Genomic DNA, 14,216 nt, shown 5'->3' with positions numbered 1-14,216 from the left:
ACGACGATCATGCCCGCACACCATCACCATTCCGCGAGTCATGCGCATCACGGCCATCCACATGAGGTCGGCCACGGCCGCGCTTTCGTGATCGGAATCGTGCTGAACCTTTCCTTCGTAGCCATCGAGGCGGGGTACGGTTTCTATGCGGATTCCATGGCGCTCCTGTCGGATGCGGGGCACAACCTGAGCGACGTGCTGGGCCTTGCCATCGCGTGGGGCGCCGCAATCCTGGCCAGGCGCGCGCCCAGCGAGCGCTACACCTACGGCTTGCGCTCGAGCTCCATTCTCGCGGCGCTGCTCAACGCTCTTCTCCTGATGGTCGCCGTCGGCGGTATCGTATGGGAATCCGCTCAACGCCTCGTCGAGCCCGCGCCCGTGATGGCCGGTACCATGATGATCGTGGCAGGAATCGGCATCGTGGTGAACGGTTTCACCGCCTTTCTCTTCATGGGCGGGCACAACGACCTCAACATACGCGGCGCGTTCCTGCACATGGTCGCGGATACCGCCGTGTCCCTGGGCGTCGTGCTCGGTGGCCTCACCATCCTCTGGACGGATGCGACCTGGATCGACCCGGTCCTCAGTCTCGTCATCGCAGCCGTGATCGTCTGGGGGACCTGGGACCTGCTGCGGCAATCGCTCAGGCTGTCGCTTCAGGGCGTACCGCGCGGGATTTCTGTATCGGCAGTGCGAAAGATGCTGACGGAGCGCCCCGGCGTCGCCCGTGTCCACCATCTGCATGTCTGGGCCATCAGCACCACCCAGACTGCGCTGACGGCGCATCTCGTCATGCCGGAAGGTCATCCGGGCGACCATTTCCTCGCGGAGACGCAGCGCGAGCTGAGGGAGCGCTTCGGGATCAGCCACGCGACCCTGCAGATCGAGATTCATGCTCCCGGCGTCCATGACCATAGTGGTGAATGCCCCCTTGACCATCACGGGCCTGGGCACGACCATCGCCATGAGGGGGCCACTCATGAGGGGCACGATCATGGGGGGCTCCCCCATGGGACCGGAGCATCGCATCCCTTGCGGTAATGCCGTATCACTCGTGATTCTCATCTCTTGAGGGACCTGGATTCATGGCTCGCGCTCTCCTCATCGTGCTCGATTCCGTCGGTATCGGCGGAGCCGAAGACGCGAACGCCTACGGCGATGTCGGGGCCGACACGGTCGGCCACATCGCCGAAGCCTGCTCGCAGGGACGCGGCGATCGGGCGGGTCTGCGCCGGGGAGCACTCGACCTTCCCCAGATGAGGGCCCTAGGGCTCGGCCTCGCCTGCGAGGCTTCGACGGGTCGCATGCCGCCCGATCTTGCGCCTCGGGGGGGTCTCAGGGGAGTCTGGGGCTACGGCGTCGAGACCTCCAGGGGCAAGGACACGCCGTCCGGCCACTGGGAGATCGCGGGCGTTCCCGTGGCCTTCGACTGGGGGTATTTCCCCAATACGGTTCCAGCTTTCCCGGAAAAGCTGACGAGCACGCTCGTTCAGCGCGGCCGTCTGCCCGGCATTCTCGGCAACAAGCACGCCTCCGGTACCGCCATCATCGAGGAATTCGCCGTCGAGCATCTTCGCACCGGAAAGCCGATATGCTACACCTCCGTCGACAGCGTGCTGCAGATCGCCGCGCACGAGGAGTTTTTCGGCCTGGAGCGCCTCTACGACCTCTGCCGGATCGCCCGCGAGCTGTGCGACGAATACAAGATCGGCCGCGTGATCGCGCGGCCTTTTCAGGGCACGCCCGAGACCGGGTTCACGCGCACCGGCAACCGCAAGGATTTCGCGACGCCTCCCCCCGCCGACACCATTCTCGACACGCTGACCAAGGCGGGCCGCGCAGTGGTGACCGTCGGCAAGATCGGTGACATCTTCGCCCATCGCGGCACCGGCCATGAGATCAAGCCCAACGGCAACGATGCGTGTCTCTCCGCCGCGATCGATGCCATGAGGACCCTGCCGGATGGCGGCTTCGTCTTCGCCAATCTGGTGGATTTCGACAGCGAATTCGGTCATCGCCGCGACATTCCAGGCTATGCGGCGGCCCTGGAGGCCTTCGACAGGCGCGTGCCCGAGGTCGAAGCCGTGCTGAGAGAGGGCGACCTCGTCATCATCACCGCCGATCACGGCAACGACCCGTCCTGGCACGGTACGGACCACACCCGCGAGCATGTGCCGATCCTCTGCTTCGGACCCGGCGTCGGGCCCGGCAGCATCGGGCGGCGGGAGAGCTTCGCCGATATCGGGGCGAGCGTCCTGGCCCATTTGGGCGTGAGGCGGGAGAGCAAGGGCTCGTCCTGGCTCTAGCCTTCAACCACCTGGCCGGACTTGGGCCGTTGACGGCACCGCAACTTTGGCTCACTCTTCCAAGGATCGTAAGGAGACTTTCCTGACGATCGTTGGGGGAGTCTTCCCGTTCTCGCGTGGAAGATCATTCATGAGCACGCCCAACCGCTCGACCCATATCCGGCTCACCTCCCATCCCGAGCCGAACGCAGGCACCATCAGACATCCGATCAAATGGGGCGCCAGGGACCCGAAGGAGCGCGGGCCGATCATCGGAACCGTGACCAATCCCGGCGATCGCAACGTGATCGGCGCACATGGCGGCTCCTATTCGCTTTATCGAGCGCTGGCGATCTCGGCGCGCGCCCTCAATCCGCTTACCCGCCCTGATCTGCGCAATACGCATCCCACCGCCGGGATCGGGCCGCATCCGCAATGGTTCGAGCCGGGCCGAATCGTATCCCTCGATCCCTGGGGGCATCTGGTCGGCGACGTCTATGCCGACGTGATCGCGGCCGGCCTCGACATCCGCCCCACCATCGCGGTGACGAAGGCGCGCCTCAACATGCCGGAAATCCTGGCCGCCATGGGCGCGAAACGCCTGAAGGCGGACGGCGGCTTCCTGCACGAATCCGGCGACATCTCGGTCACGAAGATCGCGGTCGATCCCGTCTGGCATCTGCCCGGCATCGCGCAGCGCTTCGGCTGCATGGAGGGCGAACTCCGCCGCACCCTGTTCGAGCAGACCGGCGGCATGTTTCCTGAACTTGTGACGCGGCCCGACATGAGCGTATTCCTGCCGCCCATCGGGAACACGACCGTGTACGTCGTCGGCGACGTGGCGCGCCTGAGCGATCCGAAGACCCGCATCGCCTGCCGCGTGCACGACGAGTGCAACGGCTCGGACGTGTTCGGCTCCGACATCTGCACGTGCCGTCCTTACCTCGTGCACGGCATCGAGGAATGCGTCAGGCAAGCCCAGGAGGGTGGCGTCGGCGTGATCGCTTACAACCGCAAGGAGGGCCGCGCTCTGGGGGAGGTCACCAAGTTCCTCGTCTACAACGCGCGCAAGCGGCAGGAGGGCGGGGATTCCGCCGCCACGTATTTCGAGCGCACGGAATGCGTGGCGGGCGTGCAGGATGCGCGCTTCCAGCAGCTCATGCCCGATGTGCTGCATTGGCTCGGCATCCGACGCATCGACCGTCTCATGTCCATGTCCAACATGAAATACGACGCCATCACCGGATCCGGCATCGAGGTGGGGGAGCGCGTGCCGATCCCGCCCGAGCTGGTGCCGCCGGATGCCCAAGTCGAGCTCGAAGCCAAGAAGGCCGCGGGCTACTATACGCCGGACGGCGCGCCCGACGCGGCGGAACTGGACAGGGTGAAGGGCCGCGACCTCGAGCGCTTTTAACCCTCTCCACAACCCGACCAAGCTCGAGAGTGCTGGCCGACGTCGAGTCTATGCTATCGCTTCTCCCTAAGCATATCGTGCGGCAAAGCGGACCCGGTTTCCGCCTCCCATGGTACGTTGTTCATAAAGTGGAGCATCGGAGTCCCGCGTGACGGACCAGTCCAATCCTTCTCCCGAAACTCAAGCCGCCCGCCAGCTCCTGAGTGCTGCGGCGGTGCGCGAGCGGTCCCATCAGTTGTTGCAAGCAGGCCTTGACGGCCGCCTGCAGCATTTCACGGTGAACCTGGGCCGCCTGGAGGCCTGCGCCGATGAGGTGATGGCAACGATCCGGGCGGCCTACCCTTCGCTGGACATTCCCTTCCACGCCCGCTGGCGGCATTTCTCCGCCGGCGGCCATGATCGCTGGGACGCGGTGATGCACGGCGCGTCGTGGTCGACGGCAGGCGAAATGGCGCGCTCGGCCTTCGACCTCGCCATCGTGTCCGTGCTGCTCGATGCAGGCGCGGGCCCGCAATGGCGCTACGCGGAAGGCCGCACGGGCGAAACCTACACCCGCTCCGAGGGCCTCGCCGTGGCGAGCTTCGACATGTTCGTGAGCGGAGCCTTTTCGAGCAGGCCGGACGACCCGTTCCGCGTCGACGCGGACGTGCTGATGGCGCTGACGCCGCAGGATCTGGCCGAAGGCTTTCAGGCATCGGCCGACAACCCGCTCGTGGGGCTGGAGGGCCGCGCGGCCCTTCTCAATCGCCTCGGGCGCGTGGTGGCCACGAACCCCGACATCTTCGGACAGGCGGACGATCCCCGCCCCGGCGGCCTCGTCGACATGATCGTGGCGGGTGCCGAAGACGAAGTGGTCGAGGCCCCGTCGATCCTTGAGAGTCTTCTCACTCATCTCGGGCCGATCTGGCCCGGGCGGATCACCCTGGGCGGAATCGATCTTGGCGATACTTGGCGACACCCGCTGGTAGAGGCGCCTGATGCCACGAAGGGGCTTATCCCCTTCCACAAGCTCTCGCAGTGGCTCTCGTATTCGCTGATCGAGCCCCTGGAATGGGCCGGCTACACCATCACCGAGATCGACGGGCTTACCGGCCTGCCGGAATACCGCAATGGCGGCCTTTTCCTGGACACGGACGTGATCGCCCTGAAGGACCCGGAGGATGCGGAACGTGCACATCCGGTGGATTCCACCCTGGTCGTGGAATGGCGGGCCTTGACGGTCGCCCTTCTGGACCGCATTGCCGAACCGATCCGCGCCCAGCTCGGGCTTTCCGCCGAGAACTTTCCCCTAGCGAAGGCGCTCGAGGGCGGAACCTGGGCAACAGGCCGCAGATTGGCCAAGGAGAAGCGCGGCGACGGCTCGCCGCCTTTCAGCGTAATCAGTGACGGAACGGTGTTTTGATGAATCAGCCTACGACGACCAAAGGAGGAATGAGTATGGAAGGCGTGACGGTGGTCGATCATCCGCTGGTTCAGCACAAGCTCACCCTGATGCGGGACAAGCAGCGTTCGACCAAGGGCTTCCGCCAGCTCCTCAACGAGATCGGCATGCTCCTTTGCTACGAGGTCACCCGCGATCTGCCCATGGAGCGCATCGAGATCGACACGCCGCTCACCAGGACGGAAGGAGTGCAGATCGCCGGCAAGAAGCTCGTCTTCGCCCCCATCTTGCGCGCGGGCGTCGGCTTCCTCGACGGCATGCTCACCCTGGTCCCCGCGGCCCGCGTGGCGCATATCGGCCTCTATCGCGATCCGGAATCGCTCCAGGCCGTGGAATATTACTTCAAGGCTCCATCCGACCTCGCCGACCGCATGGTGCTGGTGCTCGATCCCATGCTCGCCACCGCCAACTCGGCCGTGGCCGCCATCGAGCGCCTCAAGGAGCGCGGCGCCAAAGATCTTCGCTTCGTCTGCCTGCTGGCCGCGCCGGAGGGTATCGAGCGGCTGCGCAGCGCCCATCCGGACGTGCATATCTGGACCGCCTCCATCGACGAGCGCCTCAACGAGCACGGCTATATCGTGCCGGGCCTGGGTGACGCCGGCGACCGGATGTATGGAACGCGCTGAAACCTCGCTCTGTTAGCGTTTGACAGGGTGAAACAAGGATCAATGCCGTGCGCTTCATCGTCGCCGACTGGGGAACGACCCGCTTCCGTGGCTACCTGATCGACAACGAAATCATTCTCGATCAGGTCTCGTCGGACGAGGGCGTCTCCGCTCTCCAGAAGGGGCAGCATCGCGATGTGTTCCTGCATCATTGCGGGCGCTGGCTCGAGGCCGAGCCGAATGCGCCCGTGCTGCTCGTGGGCATGGTGGGAAGCCGCGAAGGATGGGTGGAGGCGCCCTATGCCTCCTGCCCGGCGGGTCCTGCGGAGATTGCGCAGGCGCTGATCCCGGTCGACCTCACCAAGGGTCGCAAAGCCCACATCATTCCCGGCCTTTTCTGCGAGCCCGCTCCCGGCGCGGCCGATGTAATACGCGGCGAGGAAACGCTGGTGTTGGGTGCGGGTGTCGAGAACGGCCTCGTGTGCTCGGCTGGCACGCATCCCAAATGGATCCTCGTGCGCAACGGGCGCATCGAGCGTTTCGCCACCTATATGACCGGCGAGATGTACGCGCTCCTGCGGGAGCATTCCATGATCGGACGTCCCGCGACGGAGCCCTCCGACCAGAAGGGCTTCGACATGGGCCTCGACGCGGCGGAGCGCAACGGCGGCGCGCAAGGCGCCGAGCGCGTCGGACTTCTTCATCTTCTATTCGGCGCACGCGCCGCAGTGGTGTCCGGGCGCATGGCGAGCAATCTGCTCGCACCCTATCTCTCCGGCCTTCTGACGGGCGACGAGATCAACGGGGCGCTCGCGCAGTTCGGACGTCCCTCCTCGGTCACCATTCTCGCCGATCAGGCCCGCTCGGATCTTTATGCGCGTGCGCTGGCGCGCCACGGCATCGGGGCGGAGCGAAGGAATCCCAAACAGGCTCTCCTGGCCGGGCTCACGCGGATCGTGCAGCAACACGCAGGGGGATAACATCCTCGGAATCGGGATGGCCGGGACGGTCCCGACCATGACGAGAAGGATATCCGTTCCGGATCTTCACTCCGCTCTGTTCTGGATGACAGCCGCCTCGTTCGCCCCTACAACTCACCTCCAACGACCTCGCGACACCCAAGGCTCAGCCATGCCCCACCGTCTTCTCGCCACGTCCGCCGACAACTCGCTTCCGATCTGGATCGTGACGGAAAGCACGTGGAGCGCCGTTTCCGCGCAGATGCCGAAGACGGCGCAGAGCTTTGCGAAGGCTCAGGGGTTCGAGGGCAAGGCAGGCAGCCATTGCCTGCTGCCCGACGCGGAGGGTAGTCTCGCTGGCGTGGCCTTCGGCCTTGCTGATGAAGACACAAAACAGCGCGATCCTTTCGCCGTCGGCAAGCTCCCCGTGATCCTTCCGGAGGGCGTCTATCGCTTTGAGACCGGGGTGCCGGACGCGGCGCTCGCTACGCTCGCATGGATCCTGGGTTCTTACAGCTTCACCCGCTACCGCAAGCGCTCGGAGAAGTCCGCGCGCCTCGTCGTACCCCGGGGGGTCGATGCGGACGAGATGACGCGGATCGCCGATGCGGTGTTCCGCGGCCGCGATCTCGTCAACACACCCACGAGCGATCTCGGCCCCGACGGCATCGAGGCGGCGGCGCGCCAGATCGCGGAGACACACGGAGCGCAATTCACCAGCATCGTCGGCGACGATCTCCTGAGGCAGAACTTCCCGATGATCCATGCGGTCGGCCGCGCATCGGAGACGGCGCCGCGCCTCATCGACTTCACCTGGGGCGACGCGGATGCGCCTCGCATCACCCTCGTCGGCAAGGGCGTGACCTTCGACACGGGCGGCCTCGACATCAAGCCCGCCTCGTCCATGCTCCTGATGCGCAAGGACATGGGCGGTGCCGCCGCGGCGCTCGCTCTCGCGGACATGATCATGGGCGCGAAGCTTCGGCTGCGCCTGCGCGTGCTCATTCCCGCCGTCGAGAACGCGATCTCCGGCAACGCCTTCCGCCCGGGCGACATTCTGGCGAGCCGCAAGGGCGTCACGGTCGAGATCGGCAACACGGACGCGGAGGGCCGTCTCATCCTCGCCGATGCGCTGGCGCTGGCGGACGAGGAGAAGCCAGACCTCATCGTCGATTTCGCGACGCTGACGGGGGCCGCCCGCGTGGCCCTCGGCCCCGAGCTTCCGCCCTTCTACACGGACGACGAGGAGCTTGCCGCCGAGATCGCCCGCACCGGCCTGGAGGTGAACGACCCCGTGTGGCGCCTGCCGCTGTGGGCACCCTACCAGGGCCAGCTCGACTCGAAATACGCCGACATGAACAACACGGGTGGGCCGATGGCGGGCTCGATCACCGCGGCCCTGTTCCTGCGCCGCTTCGTCTCCGAGGCCAAGGCACATGTGCATTTCGACATCTTCGCCTGGAACAACGCGCCGCGTCCCGCCCGCCCGGAAGGCGGAGAGGTGCAGGCGGCCCGCCTCATGTATGCGCTCCTCAAGAAGCGCTACGCGCCCTGAGCGACGCGCGGTCGCTGGCGCAATGGCCACGGAAGAGCTAGGAGAAATCGCCACCGTCCGTGCCAAGGAGCCGCCTCGATGAGTTTCGACCGCCGCATCACCCCGATCCGTGCCGATCTGGCCGACGAGAGGCTCCGTGGGCAGGTGGAAGCCGAGCGCTACACGACGGGCACGGCGAGGCGCGTCGTCGCCTCCTTTGCTCCTCTCCACCGCAATCCCTCGCGGGAGGCGCCGGTCGATACGCAGGCGATCTTCGGGGAAGCCGTAACCGTCTATAACGAGCACGAGGGCTGGGCCTGGGTGCAGCTGCACGAGGACGGCTATGTCGGCTATCTGCCGGGCGCTGCCCTGGGAGAACCGGGACCGGCGCCGACGCACAGGGTCGCGGCCATCCGCACCTTCGTCTATCCGGGCCCGAACCTGAAACTCCCCTATCGGGATTATCTGACCCTCAACTCCAAGCTCGCGGTCACTGACACTGAGGGCGATTACGCGCGGCTCGCCGACGGCTTCTGGGTCTATGCTCCACACCTAGCTCCTCTCGACTCGAAGGAGCCCGATTATGTGAGCGTCGCCGAGCGGTTCCTGCACACGCCCTATCTCTGGGGCGGCAAGACGAGCCTCGGCATCGACTGCTCCGGCCTCACCCAAACCGTGCTGGCGGCCGCCGGCATCAAGGCTCCCCGCGACAGCGACATGCAGGAGCGGGAGCTCGGCACCGCCGTCGAGATCAAGCCCGATCTCGGCGGCCTCAGGCGCGGCGACCTGGTGTTCTGGAAGGGCCATGTGGGCCTGATGATGGACGAGACGCACTTCATCCACGCCACCGGCCACAGCATGACTGTGATGATCGAGCCCCTCGCGGCGGCCGAGGAGCGCATCCGCAGGACCAGCTACGGACCGATCAGCTCCGTCAAACGCCTGTAGGCGGCGTCGTGCCCGATCTATCCGTCTTTTTCGTCGCCGCCTTCGGCGTCTTCCTCATCGCCTTCATGAAGGGCGCATTCGGCGGCGGGCTCGCCGTCATCGGCATCCCGGTTCTGTCCCTCGTGATGGACCCGATCACCGCCGGCGCGCTTCTCGCGCCGCTCTTCGTGCTGATGGACGCGTTCGCGCTCTATTACTGGCGGCCGAAGACCTGGTCGAGGATCGATCTCGCGCTTCTGGTGCCTGCCCTCGCTCTTGGCACGGCCATCGGCTTCATGCTCATGAAAGTGGTTGACCGGCATGGCTTCGCCATCCTGATCGCACTGATCACGCTGACCTTTACGGGACTGTGGTTTCGCGGCGGCGGCAGGATCGTTCAGCGGCCGCGCTCGAAGGTGAAGGCATGGATCGCAGGAACTGCATCGGGCATATCATCCATGATGGCCCATTCCGGCGGCCCGCCGGCTGCCATGTACCTCCTTTCCCTGGGCCTTCCCAAAGCTGTCTATGCGGGGACGAGCAGCAGCTTCTTCGCCGCAGGCAACCTGATGAAAGCGGCGCCGTGGCTGATGCTGGCGAAACCCGGGCAGCAGCTCTGGATCCTGATGGCGCTGTGCCTTCCCCTCATCCCCCTCGGCGTCTGGTCCGGCTACAGGCTGCATGAGCGCCTCGATCAGAGACAGCTCTACCGCCTCTGCTACGGGCTGCTCACGCTGACGGCGCTGAAGCTCCTCTGGGACGGGTTGAAAGGTTACGGAGTGCTCTGACACCCCGCCCTAGTCTCAATAGCCCCGCGTGCGATCCACGACGTTCTGGAAGGGCTCGCCCGCCTCGTAACGGCGAATCTGATCCGCAATGTAGCGCGCCGTCGCCTCGGGCTCGCTCACGGCTGCGTTGTGCGGCGTGATTGTGACGCGGGGATGCTCCCAGAGCGGGGAATTCTCCGGCAGCGGCTCCTTTTCGAACACGTCGAGCGTTGCCGCCTTGAGCGTTCCGTCGTCGAGGCAGGCGAGGATATCGCTCTCCACCTGCAGCCCGCCGCGGCCCGCATTGATGAGGATGGGACCGCCGAGCCTTCCGTCCCGCGCCAGCTTCCTGAACAGGCTGCGGTTGAGTATGCCGCGCGTGTCGGGCGTGAGCGGAACGAGGGCGATGAGGATATCCGTGCGCGCCAAAAATGCATCGAACTCATTCTCGCCGGAATAGACCTTGAAGCCCTCGACGCTCTTCGGCGTGCGGCTCCAGCCCGCTACGTTAAAGCCCATCATCTTGAGCTTGAAGGCCGCATCCTGCCCCAGCACGCCAAAGCCCATGATGCCGACGCGAACATCTCCCGCGATCGGCGGCGAACGGTCCTCCTCCCAGCGCTTGGTACGCTGTGCGGCCGCGAAGCGCGCATGGTCTCGCAGATACAAGAGACAATGCATGACCATGTATTCGCTCATGCGATGAGTAAGATCGTCCTGCGCCACCCGTACGATCGGCACGTCCGGAAGACCGGGATACCCCATGAGATGATCGACACCGGCACCAAGAGAGAAGACCGCCTCGAGATTCGGAAGGCCGTCCAGACTCCCCGGCTTTGGCCCCCAGGTGGCGACGTAACGGATGCTGGCCCGGTCGAACTCCTCTCCCAGCACGACGATCTCGCGACCGGGAAGATGGCGCGTGAAGCGATCGACCCAAGGCTGCGTTTCCCAGGTGACGGCGACGAGAAGGCTCAAGGCATTGCTCCAATACGTTCGAGGATCAGGGCTCGGGGCTCCGCTTTCGCATCCCCGAGAGTATAGGCGGCGCGCACCACGCGCGCGGCGGCCTCCGCCGCCTCTTCGCTGCGCGCATGCACGATGGCGAGCGGGCGGTTCGCATCGACCGTATCGCCGATCTCGGCAAGCCCACTGAGGCCGACCGCGTGATCGATTGCGTCCTGCGGGCGCGTGCGCCCACCGCCCAGAGCCACCACGGCCACGCCCAAGTCGCGCGTGGCGATGCTCTGCACGATCCCGGCGCGTTCCGCAGGGATGGGACGGATCACGGGAGCGGCCTGCAGGTGCCTGTCATGCTTCTCCACGAAATCCGCTGGACCGCCGAGTGCCGAGACCATGCGCTGGAACACCTCGGCGGCCTTGCCGGATGAAATCGCATTCTCGATCTTCGTGCGCGCCTCATCGATACCGGCGGCAATCCCGCCCAGCACCAGCATCTCGGCGGACAATTCCACCGTCACCTCGTGGAACCGCTTCTCACGATGGCGGCCCGTCAGATAATCGACCGCATAGGCCACCTCCACTGCGTTGCCTGCTGCGGAGGCGAGAGGCTGATTCATGTCGGTGAGCAAGGCGCTGGTAGGCAGCCCGGCCCCGTTGGCGACGAGCACGAGACTCTCGGCCAGGGCGCGCGCATCCTTCACGTTGTCCATGAAGGCGCCTGAGCCGAACTTCACGTCCATCACGAGCCCCTGAAGGCCAGCTGACAATTTCTTCGACAGGATGGACGCGGTGATGAGATCGACGGATTCCACCGTCGCCGTCACGTCGCGAATGGCGTAGAGGCGCTTGTCGGCGGGCGCGAGATCCGCCGTTTGGCCGATGATGGCGCAGCCGACCTCGCGCGTGACACGGCGGAAGGTGTCGATGTCGGGCTGCGTCACGTAGCCCGGAATGGAATCGAACTTGTCGAGGGTGCCGCCCGTGTGCCCCAGGCCGCGCCCGGAGATCATCGGCACGTAGCCGCCGCAGGCCGCGACGGCCGGGCCGAGCGCAAGGCTCACCGTGTCGCCCACACCGCCGGTGGAATGCTTGTCGAGCACGGGGCCCGGCAAATCCCACATCAGCACCTCGCCCGAATTCATCATAGCGCGCGTCAGCGCCACGCGTTCCGGCACGGTAAGACCACGGAAGAAGATCGCCATGGCGAAGGCGGCAGCCTGACCCTCGGAAACCGCCCCCGAGGTCAATCCCTGAATGAAGCTCTCGACCTCGCCTGCCTCAAGCGTGCCGCCGTCGCGCTTGCGGCGGATGATTTCCTGCGGAAGAAGGGCCATGTCAGTACGCTCCGGTGGTGGCGGCAGTACTCCGTCCCTCGATGGCGGCGATCAACGCATCGTAGACGCTGCTCGCACCGATGCGGAAATGCTGCGGCGTCGCCCAGCCCGGCCCCATGATGCGCTCGGCGAGATCGAGATAGAGCCGCGCATCGGCAACGGTGCGGATACCGCCGGACGGCTTCAGGCCCACCTCGCGCCCGGAGATCTTGATGGCATCGAGCATGATCTCGGCGGCTTCCGGCGTCGCGGATACGGGCGTCTTGCCAGTCGATGTCTTGATGAAGTCCGCGCCGGCATCGATGGAAAGGCGGCTTGCGGTCTCGATCAGCTTCGCATCCTTCAGCTCGCCGGTTTCCAGGATCACCTTGAGAAGCCGCTCCTGGTCCACGAGATCGCGCACCGCCTCAACCATCTCTGTCGCGATCGCCAGATCGCCGCGGCGCACGGCATTGTAGGGAATCACCAGATCGATCTCGTTCGCGCCGTCGGAGAGCGCCTCCTGCACATCGTCCGTGACACGGTCAACCTCCTCTCCGCCTGCAGGAAAGTTCACCACCGTCGCGATGCGCACGGGCGAGCCTCTTAGAGCCTCCTGCGCGCGCTTCACGAATTGCGGCCAGACGCAGACAGCGGCCACGGGCCCGCGCAAATCGAGCGCTTTCCTGCACAGGGCGTCGATCGCCTGATCGGTACAATTGTCCGTCAGATCGGTAAAATCGAGGCAACGCAAAGCATGCTGGGCAATCTGCGCATCGGACATGTCTTAAAGCTCCGCGACGAAGGAACGGATGAGGCGCTTGAACTTCTCGGAGGCTTCCGCCGCCGTGTCCTTGGTTTCCTGGTGCGAGGGCGAGGCGCCCTCGATCCCCGCCGCCAGGTTGGTGACGACCGAGACAGCGGCGACTCGCAAGCCGTAATATCGCGCGAGGATCACCTCCGGCACGGTCGACATGCCGACGAGATCGCCGCCGAGGATCTGCACCATCCTGATCTCGGCGGGCGTCTCGAAGCTTGGGCCGGACAGCCAGGCATAGACGCCCTCCGTCAGGTCGATGCCGCTCTTTCTTGCAGCGCGTTGCAGACCCTCGCGCAAAGCGGGATCGTAGGCACGGGTCAGCGAGACGAAACGGCCTTCCGTGTGATCGCGCAGCAGCGGATTCGCGCCGGAAAGATTGAGATGGTCGCTGATCGCGACCAAGCTCCCCGGACGGATCGACGCCCGCACGGAGCCTGCCGCATTGGTGGCGACCAGCACCGGAATGCCGAGCTCCTTCACAAAGGCAACAGGAAGCCGCATCGCGCCCGCATCGCCGGTTTCGTAATAGTGTGCGCGCCCCTGGAACAGCAGAACACGCTTTCCCTCGAGCTGCCCGGCCACGAGCCTGCCCGCATGCCCGGAGACGCCGCTTCTCGGAAAATGCGGAATGTCCGCAAAGGCGAGGCTTGTCGCGTCCTCCACCTCATCGACCAGGGTCCCCAGTCCCGTCCCGAGCACGAAGGCTGCATCGAAGCAGCCGCCAAAGCCGCGGGCACGCACGAATTCGGCCGCCTCTTGAACGTTCTGCTGCATGATCGTCTCTTACCTGTCCGCCAGATTGTCGGGCCCGAACGAGAAGGGCAACAGCTCATCCAGGGTAAAGGTCCGGCGGATGCCCTCCGGGCCCGCGACATGGATCCTGGTATCCGGCGCGGCGAATTCGCGGATGCGCTGGCGGCAGCCGCCGCAGGGTGTGCAGAGAATGTCGCCCTCCCCCATCACCACGATCTCGCCGATGCGGCTTTCACCCCCCGCGACCATCGCGGAAATGGCACCCGCCTCCGCGCAGGAGCCGACGGGATAGGCCGCGTTCTCCACGTTGCAGCCGGTGAACACGCGGCCCTCCGAGGTCGCGATGGCGGCTCCCACCCTGAAGCGCGAATAGGGCGCATAGGCCTTGGCCTGAACGGCCTTGGCGGCCTGGAAAAGCGTCTCGAGAGACGACAT

General features: G+C 65.6%; 14 protein-coding genes. 9 read left to right on the top strand and 5 right to left on the bottom strand.

All coding sequences use genetic code 11. The features are described from left to right. Nucleotides 1-9 precede the first annotated feature (9 nt). The 9 genes from GR328_RS09030 (at nucleotide 10) to GR328_RS08990 (ending at nucleotide 9,953) form a co-directional block, all read left to right on the top strand. Complete coding sequence (locus tag GR328_RS09030; protein ID WP_160884194.1) at nucleotides 10-1,041, top strand: cation diffusion facilitator family transporter; 1,032 nt, start codon at nucleotides 10-12, stop codon at nucleotides 1,039-1,041. A 44-nt stretch (nucleotides 1,042-1,085) separates the two neighbouring features. Next, complete coding sequence (locus GR328_RS09025; protein WP_160884193.1) at nucleotides 1,086-2,306, top strand: phosphopentomutase; 1,221 nt, start codon at nucleotides 1,086-1,088, stop codon at nucleotides 2,304-2,306. Between the two features lie 130 nt (nucleotides 2,307-2,436). Continuing rightward, entirely contained in the window at nucleotides 2,437-3,699 is a 1,263-nt protein-coding gene (locus tag GR328_RS09020) for a GTP cyclohydrolase II (RefSeq protein ID WP_160884192.1), read from the top strand. 148 nt (nucleotides 3,700-3,847) lie between these two features. Further along, complete coding sequence (locus tag GR328_RS09015; RefSeq protein WP_160884191.1) at nucleotides 3,848-5,101, top strand: DUF1688 family protein; 1,254 nt, start codon at nucleotides 3,848-3,850, stop codon at nucleotides 5,099-5,101. A gap of 29 nt (nucleotides 5,102-5,130) precedes the next feature. Further along, complete coding sequence (gene upp / locus GR328_RS09010) at nucleotides 5,131-5,766, top strand: uracil phosphoribosyltransferase (RefSeq protein ID WP_160884190.1); 636 nt, start codon at nucleotides 5,131-5,133, stop codon at nucleotides 5,764-5,766. A 47-nt stretch (nucleotides 5,767-5,813) separates the two neighbouring features. Further along, on the top strand, nucleotides 5,814-6,725 hold the full coding sequence (locus tag GR328_RS09005; protein ID WP_160884189.1) for a 2-dehydro-3-deoxygalactonokinase: 912 nt from the start codon (nucleotides 5,814-5,816) through the stop codon (nucleotides 6,723-6,725). Nucleotides 6,726-6,876: 151 nt separating this feature from the next. Continuing rightward, entirely contained in the window at nucleotides 6,877-8,259 is a 1,383-nt protein-coding gene (locus GR328_RS09000; protein ID WP_160884188.1) for a leucyl aminopeptidase family protein, read from the top strand. A gap of 78 nt (nucleotides 8,260-8,337) precedes the next feature. Continuing rightward, nucleotides 8,338-9,186, top strand: coding sequence for a C40 family peptidase (locus tag GR328_RS08995; protein WP_160884187.1), 849 nt, complete (start codon nucleotides 8,338-8,340; stop codon nucleotides 9,184-9,186). 65 nt (nucleotides 9,187-9,251) lie between these two features. Next, entirely contained in the window at nucleotides 9,252-9,953 is a 702-nt protein-coding gene (locus GR328_RS08990; protein WP_160884398.1) for a sulfite exporter TauE/SafE family protein, read from the top strand. Nucleotides 9,954-9,968: 15 nt separating this feature from the next. On the opposite strand, the gene GR328_RS08985 is transcribed toward GR328_RS08990, so the two are convergent. The 5 genes from GR328_RS08985 to GR328_RS08965 are packed head-to-tail and all read right to left on the bottom strand — an operon-like array spanning nucleotide 9,969 to nucleotide 14,216. Next, entirely contained in the window at nucleotides 9,969-10,910 is a 942-nt protein-coding gene (locus GR328_RS08985) for a 2-hydroxyacid dehydrogenase (RefSeq protein ID WP_160884186.1), read from the bottom strand. Further along, nucleotides 10,907-12,229, bottom strand: a complete 1,323-nt coding sequence (gene deoA, locus GR328_RS08980; protein WP_160884185.1) for a thymidine phosphorylase — start codon at nucleotides 12,227-12,229, stop codon at nucleotides 10,907-10,909. Before deoA ends, GR328_RS08985 begins: the two co-directional genes overlap by 4 nt. Before the next feature lies 1 nt (nucleotide 12,230). Further along, on the bottom strand, nucleotides 12,231-12,992 hold the full coding sequence (gene deoC / locus GR328_RS08975; protein ID WP_160884184.1) for a deoxyribose-phosphate aldolase: 762 nt from the start codon (nucleotides 12,990-12,992) through the stop codon (nucleotides 12,231-12,233). A 3-nt stretch (nucleotides 12,993-12,995) separates the two neighbouring features. Next, on the bottom strand, nucleotides 12,996-13,802 hold the full coding sequence (locus tag GR328_RS08970; protein WP_160884183.1) for a purine-nucleoside phosphorylase: 807 nt from the start codon (nucleotides 13,800-13,802) through the stop codon (nucleotides 12,996-12,998). Nucleotides 13,803-13,811: 9 nt separating this feature from the next. Next, entirely contained in the window at nucleotides 13,812-14,216 is a 405-nt protein-coding gene (locus GR328_RS08965; RefSeq protein ID WP_160884182.1) for a cytidine deaminase, read from the bottom strand.

The sequence above is a fragment of the Microvirga makkahensis genome (assembly GCF_009830105.1).
GTDB lineage: Bacteria > Pseudomonadota > Alphaproteobacteria > Rhizobiales > Beijerinckiaceae > Microvirga > Microvirga makkahensis.
Note: the sequence above shows the minus strand (reverse complement) of the source record. Positions and strands in the feature narration are given on the sequence as shown.

What these genes read in the sequence shown, in the direction of transcription:
- GR328_RS09030 (WP_160884194.1), top strand. Translation starts at nt 10, where the DNA reads ATGCCCGCACACCATCACCATTCCGCGAGTCATGCGCATCACGGCCAT.
- GR328_RS09025 (WP_160884193.1), top strand. Translation starts at nt 1,086, where the DNA reads ATGGCTCGCGCTCTCCTCATCGTGCTCGATTCCGTCGGTATCGGCGGA.
- GR328_RS09020 (WP_160884192.1), top strand. Translation starts at nt 2,437, where the DNA reads ATGAGCACGCCCAACCGCTCGACCCATATCCGGCTCACCTCCCATCCC.
- upp (WP_160884190.1), top strand. Translation starts at nt 5,131, where the DNA reads ATGAGTATGGAAGGCGTGACGGTGGTCGATCATCCGCTGGTTCAGCAC.
- GR328_RS09000 (WP_160884188.1), top strand. Translation starts at nt 6,877, where the DNA reads ATGCCCCACCGTCTTCTCGCCACGTCCGCCGACAACTCGCTTCCGATC.
- GR328_RS08995 (WP_160884187.1), top strand. Translation starts at nt 8,338, where the DNA reads ATGAGTTTCGACCGCCGCATCACCCCGATCCGTGCCGATCTGGCCGAC.
- GR328_RS08990 (WP_160884398.1), top strand. Translation starts at nt 9,252, where the DNA reads ATGAAGGGCGCATTCGGCGGCGGGCTCGCCGTCATCGGCATCCCGGTT.
- deoA (WP_160884185.1), bottom strand. Translation starts at nt 12,229, where the DNA reads ATGGCCCTTCTTCCGCAGGAAATCATCCGCCGCAAGCGCGACGGCGGC.
- deoC (WP_160884184.1), bottom strand. Translation starts at nt 12,992, where the DNA reads ATGTCCGATGCGCAGATTGCCCAGCATGCTTTGCGTTGCCTCGATTTT.
- GR328_RS08970 (WP_160884183.1), bottom strand. Translation starts at nt 13,802, where the DNA reads ATGCAGCAGAACGTTCAAGAGGCGGCCGAATTCGTGCGTGCCCGCGGC.
- GR328_RS08965 (WP_160884182.1), bottom strand. Translation starts at nt 14,216, where the DNA reads ATGTCGTCTCTCGAGACGCTTTTCCAGGCCGCCAAGGCCGTTCAGGCC.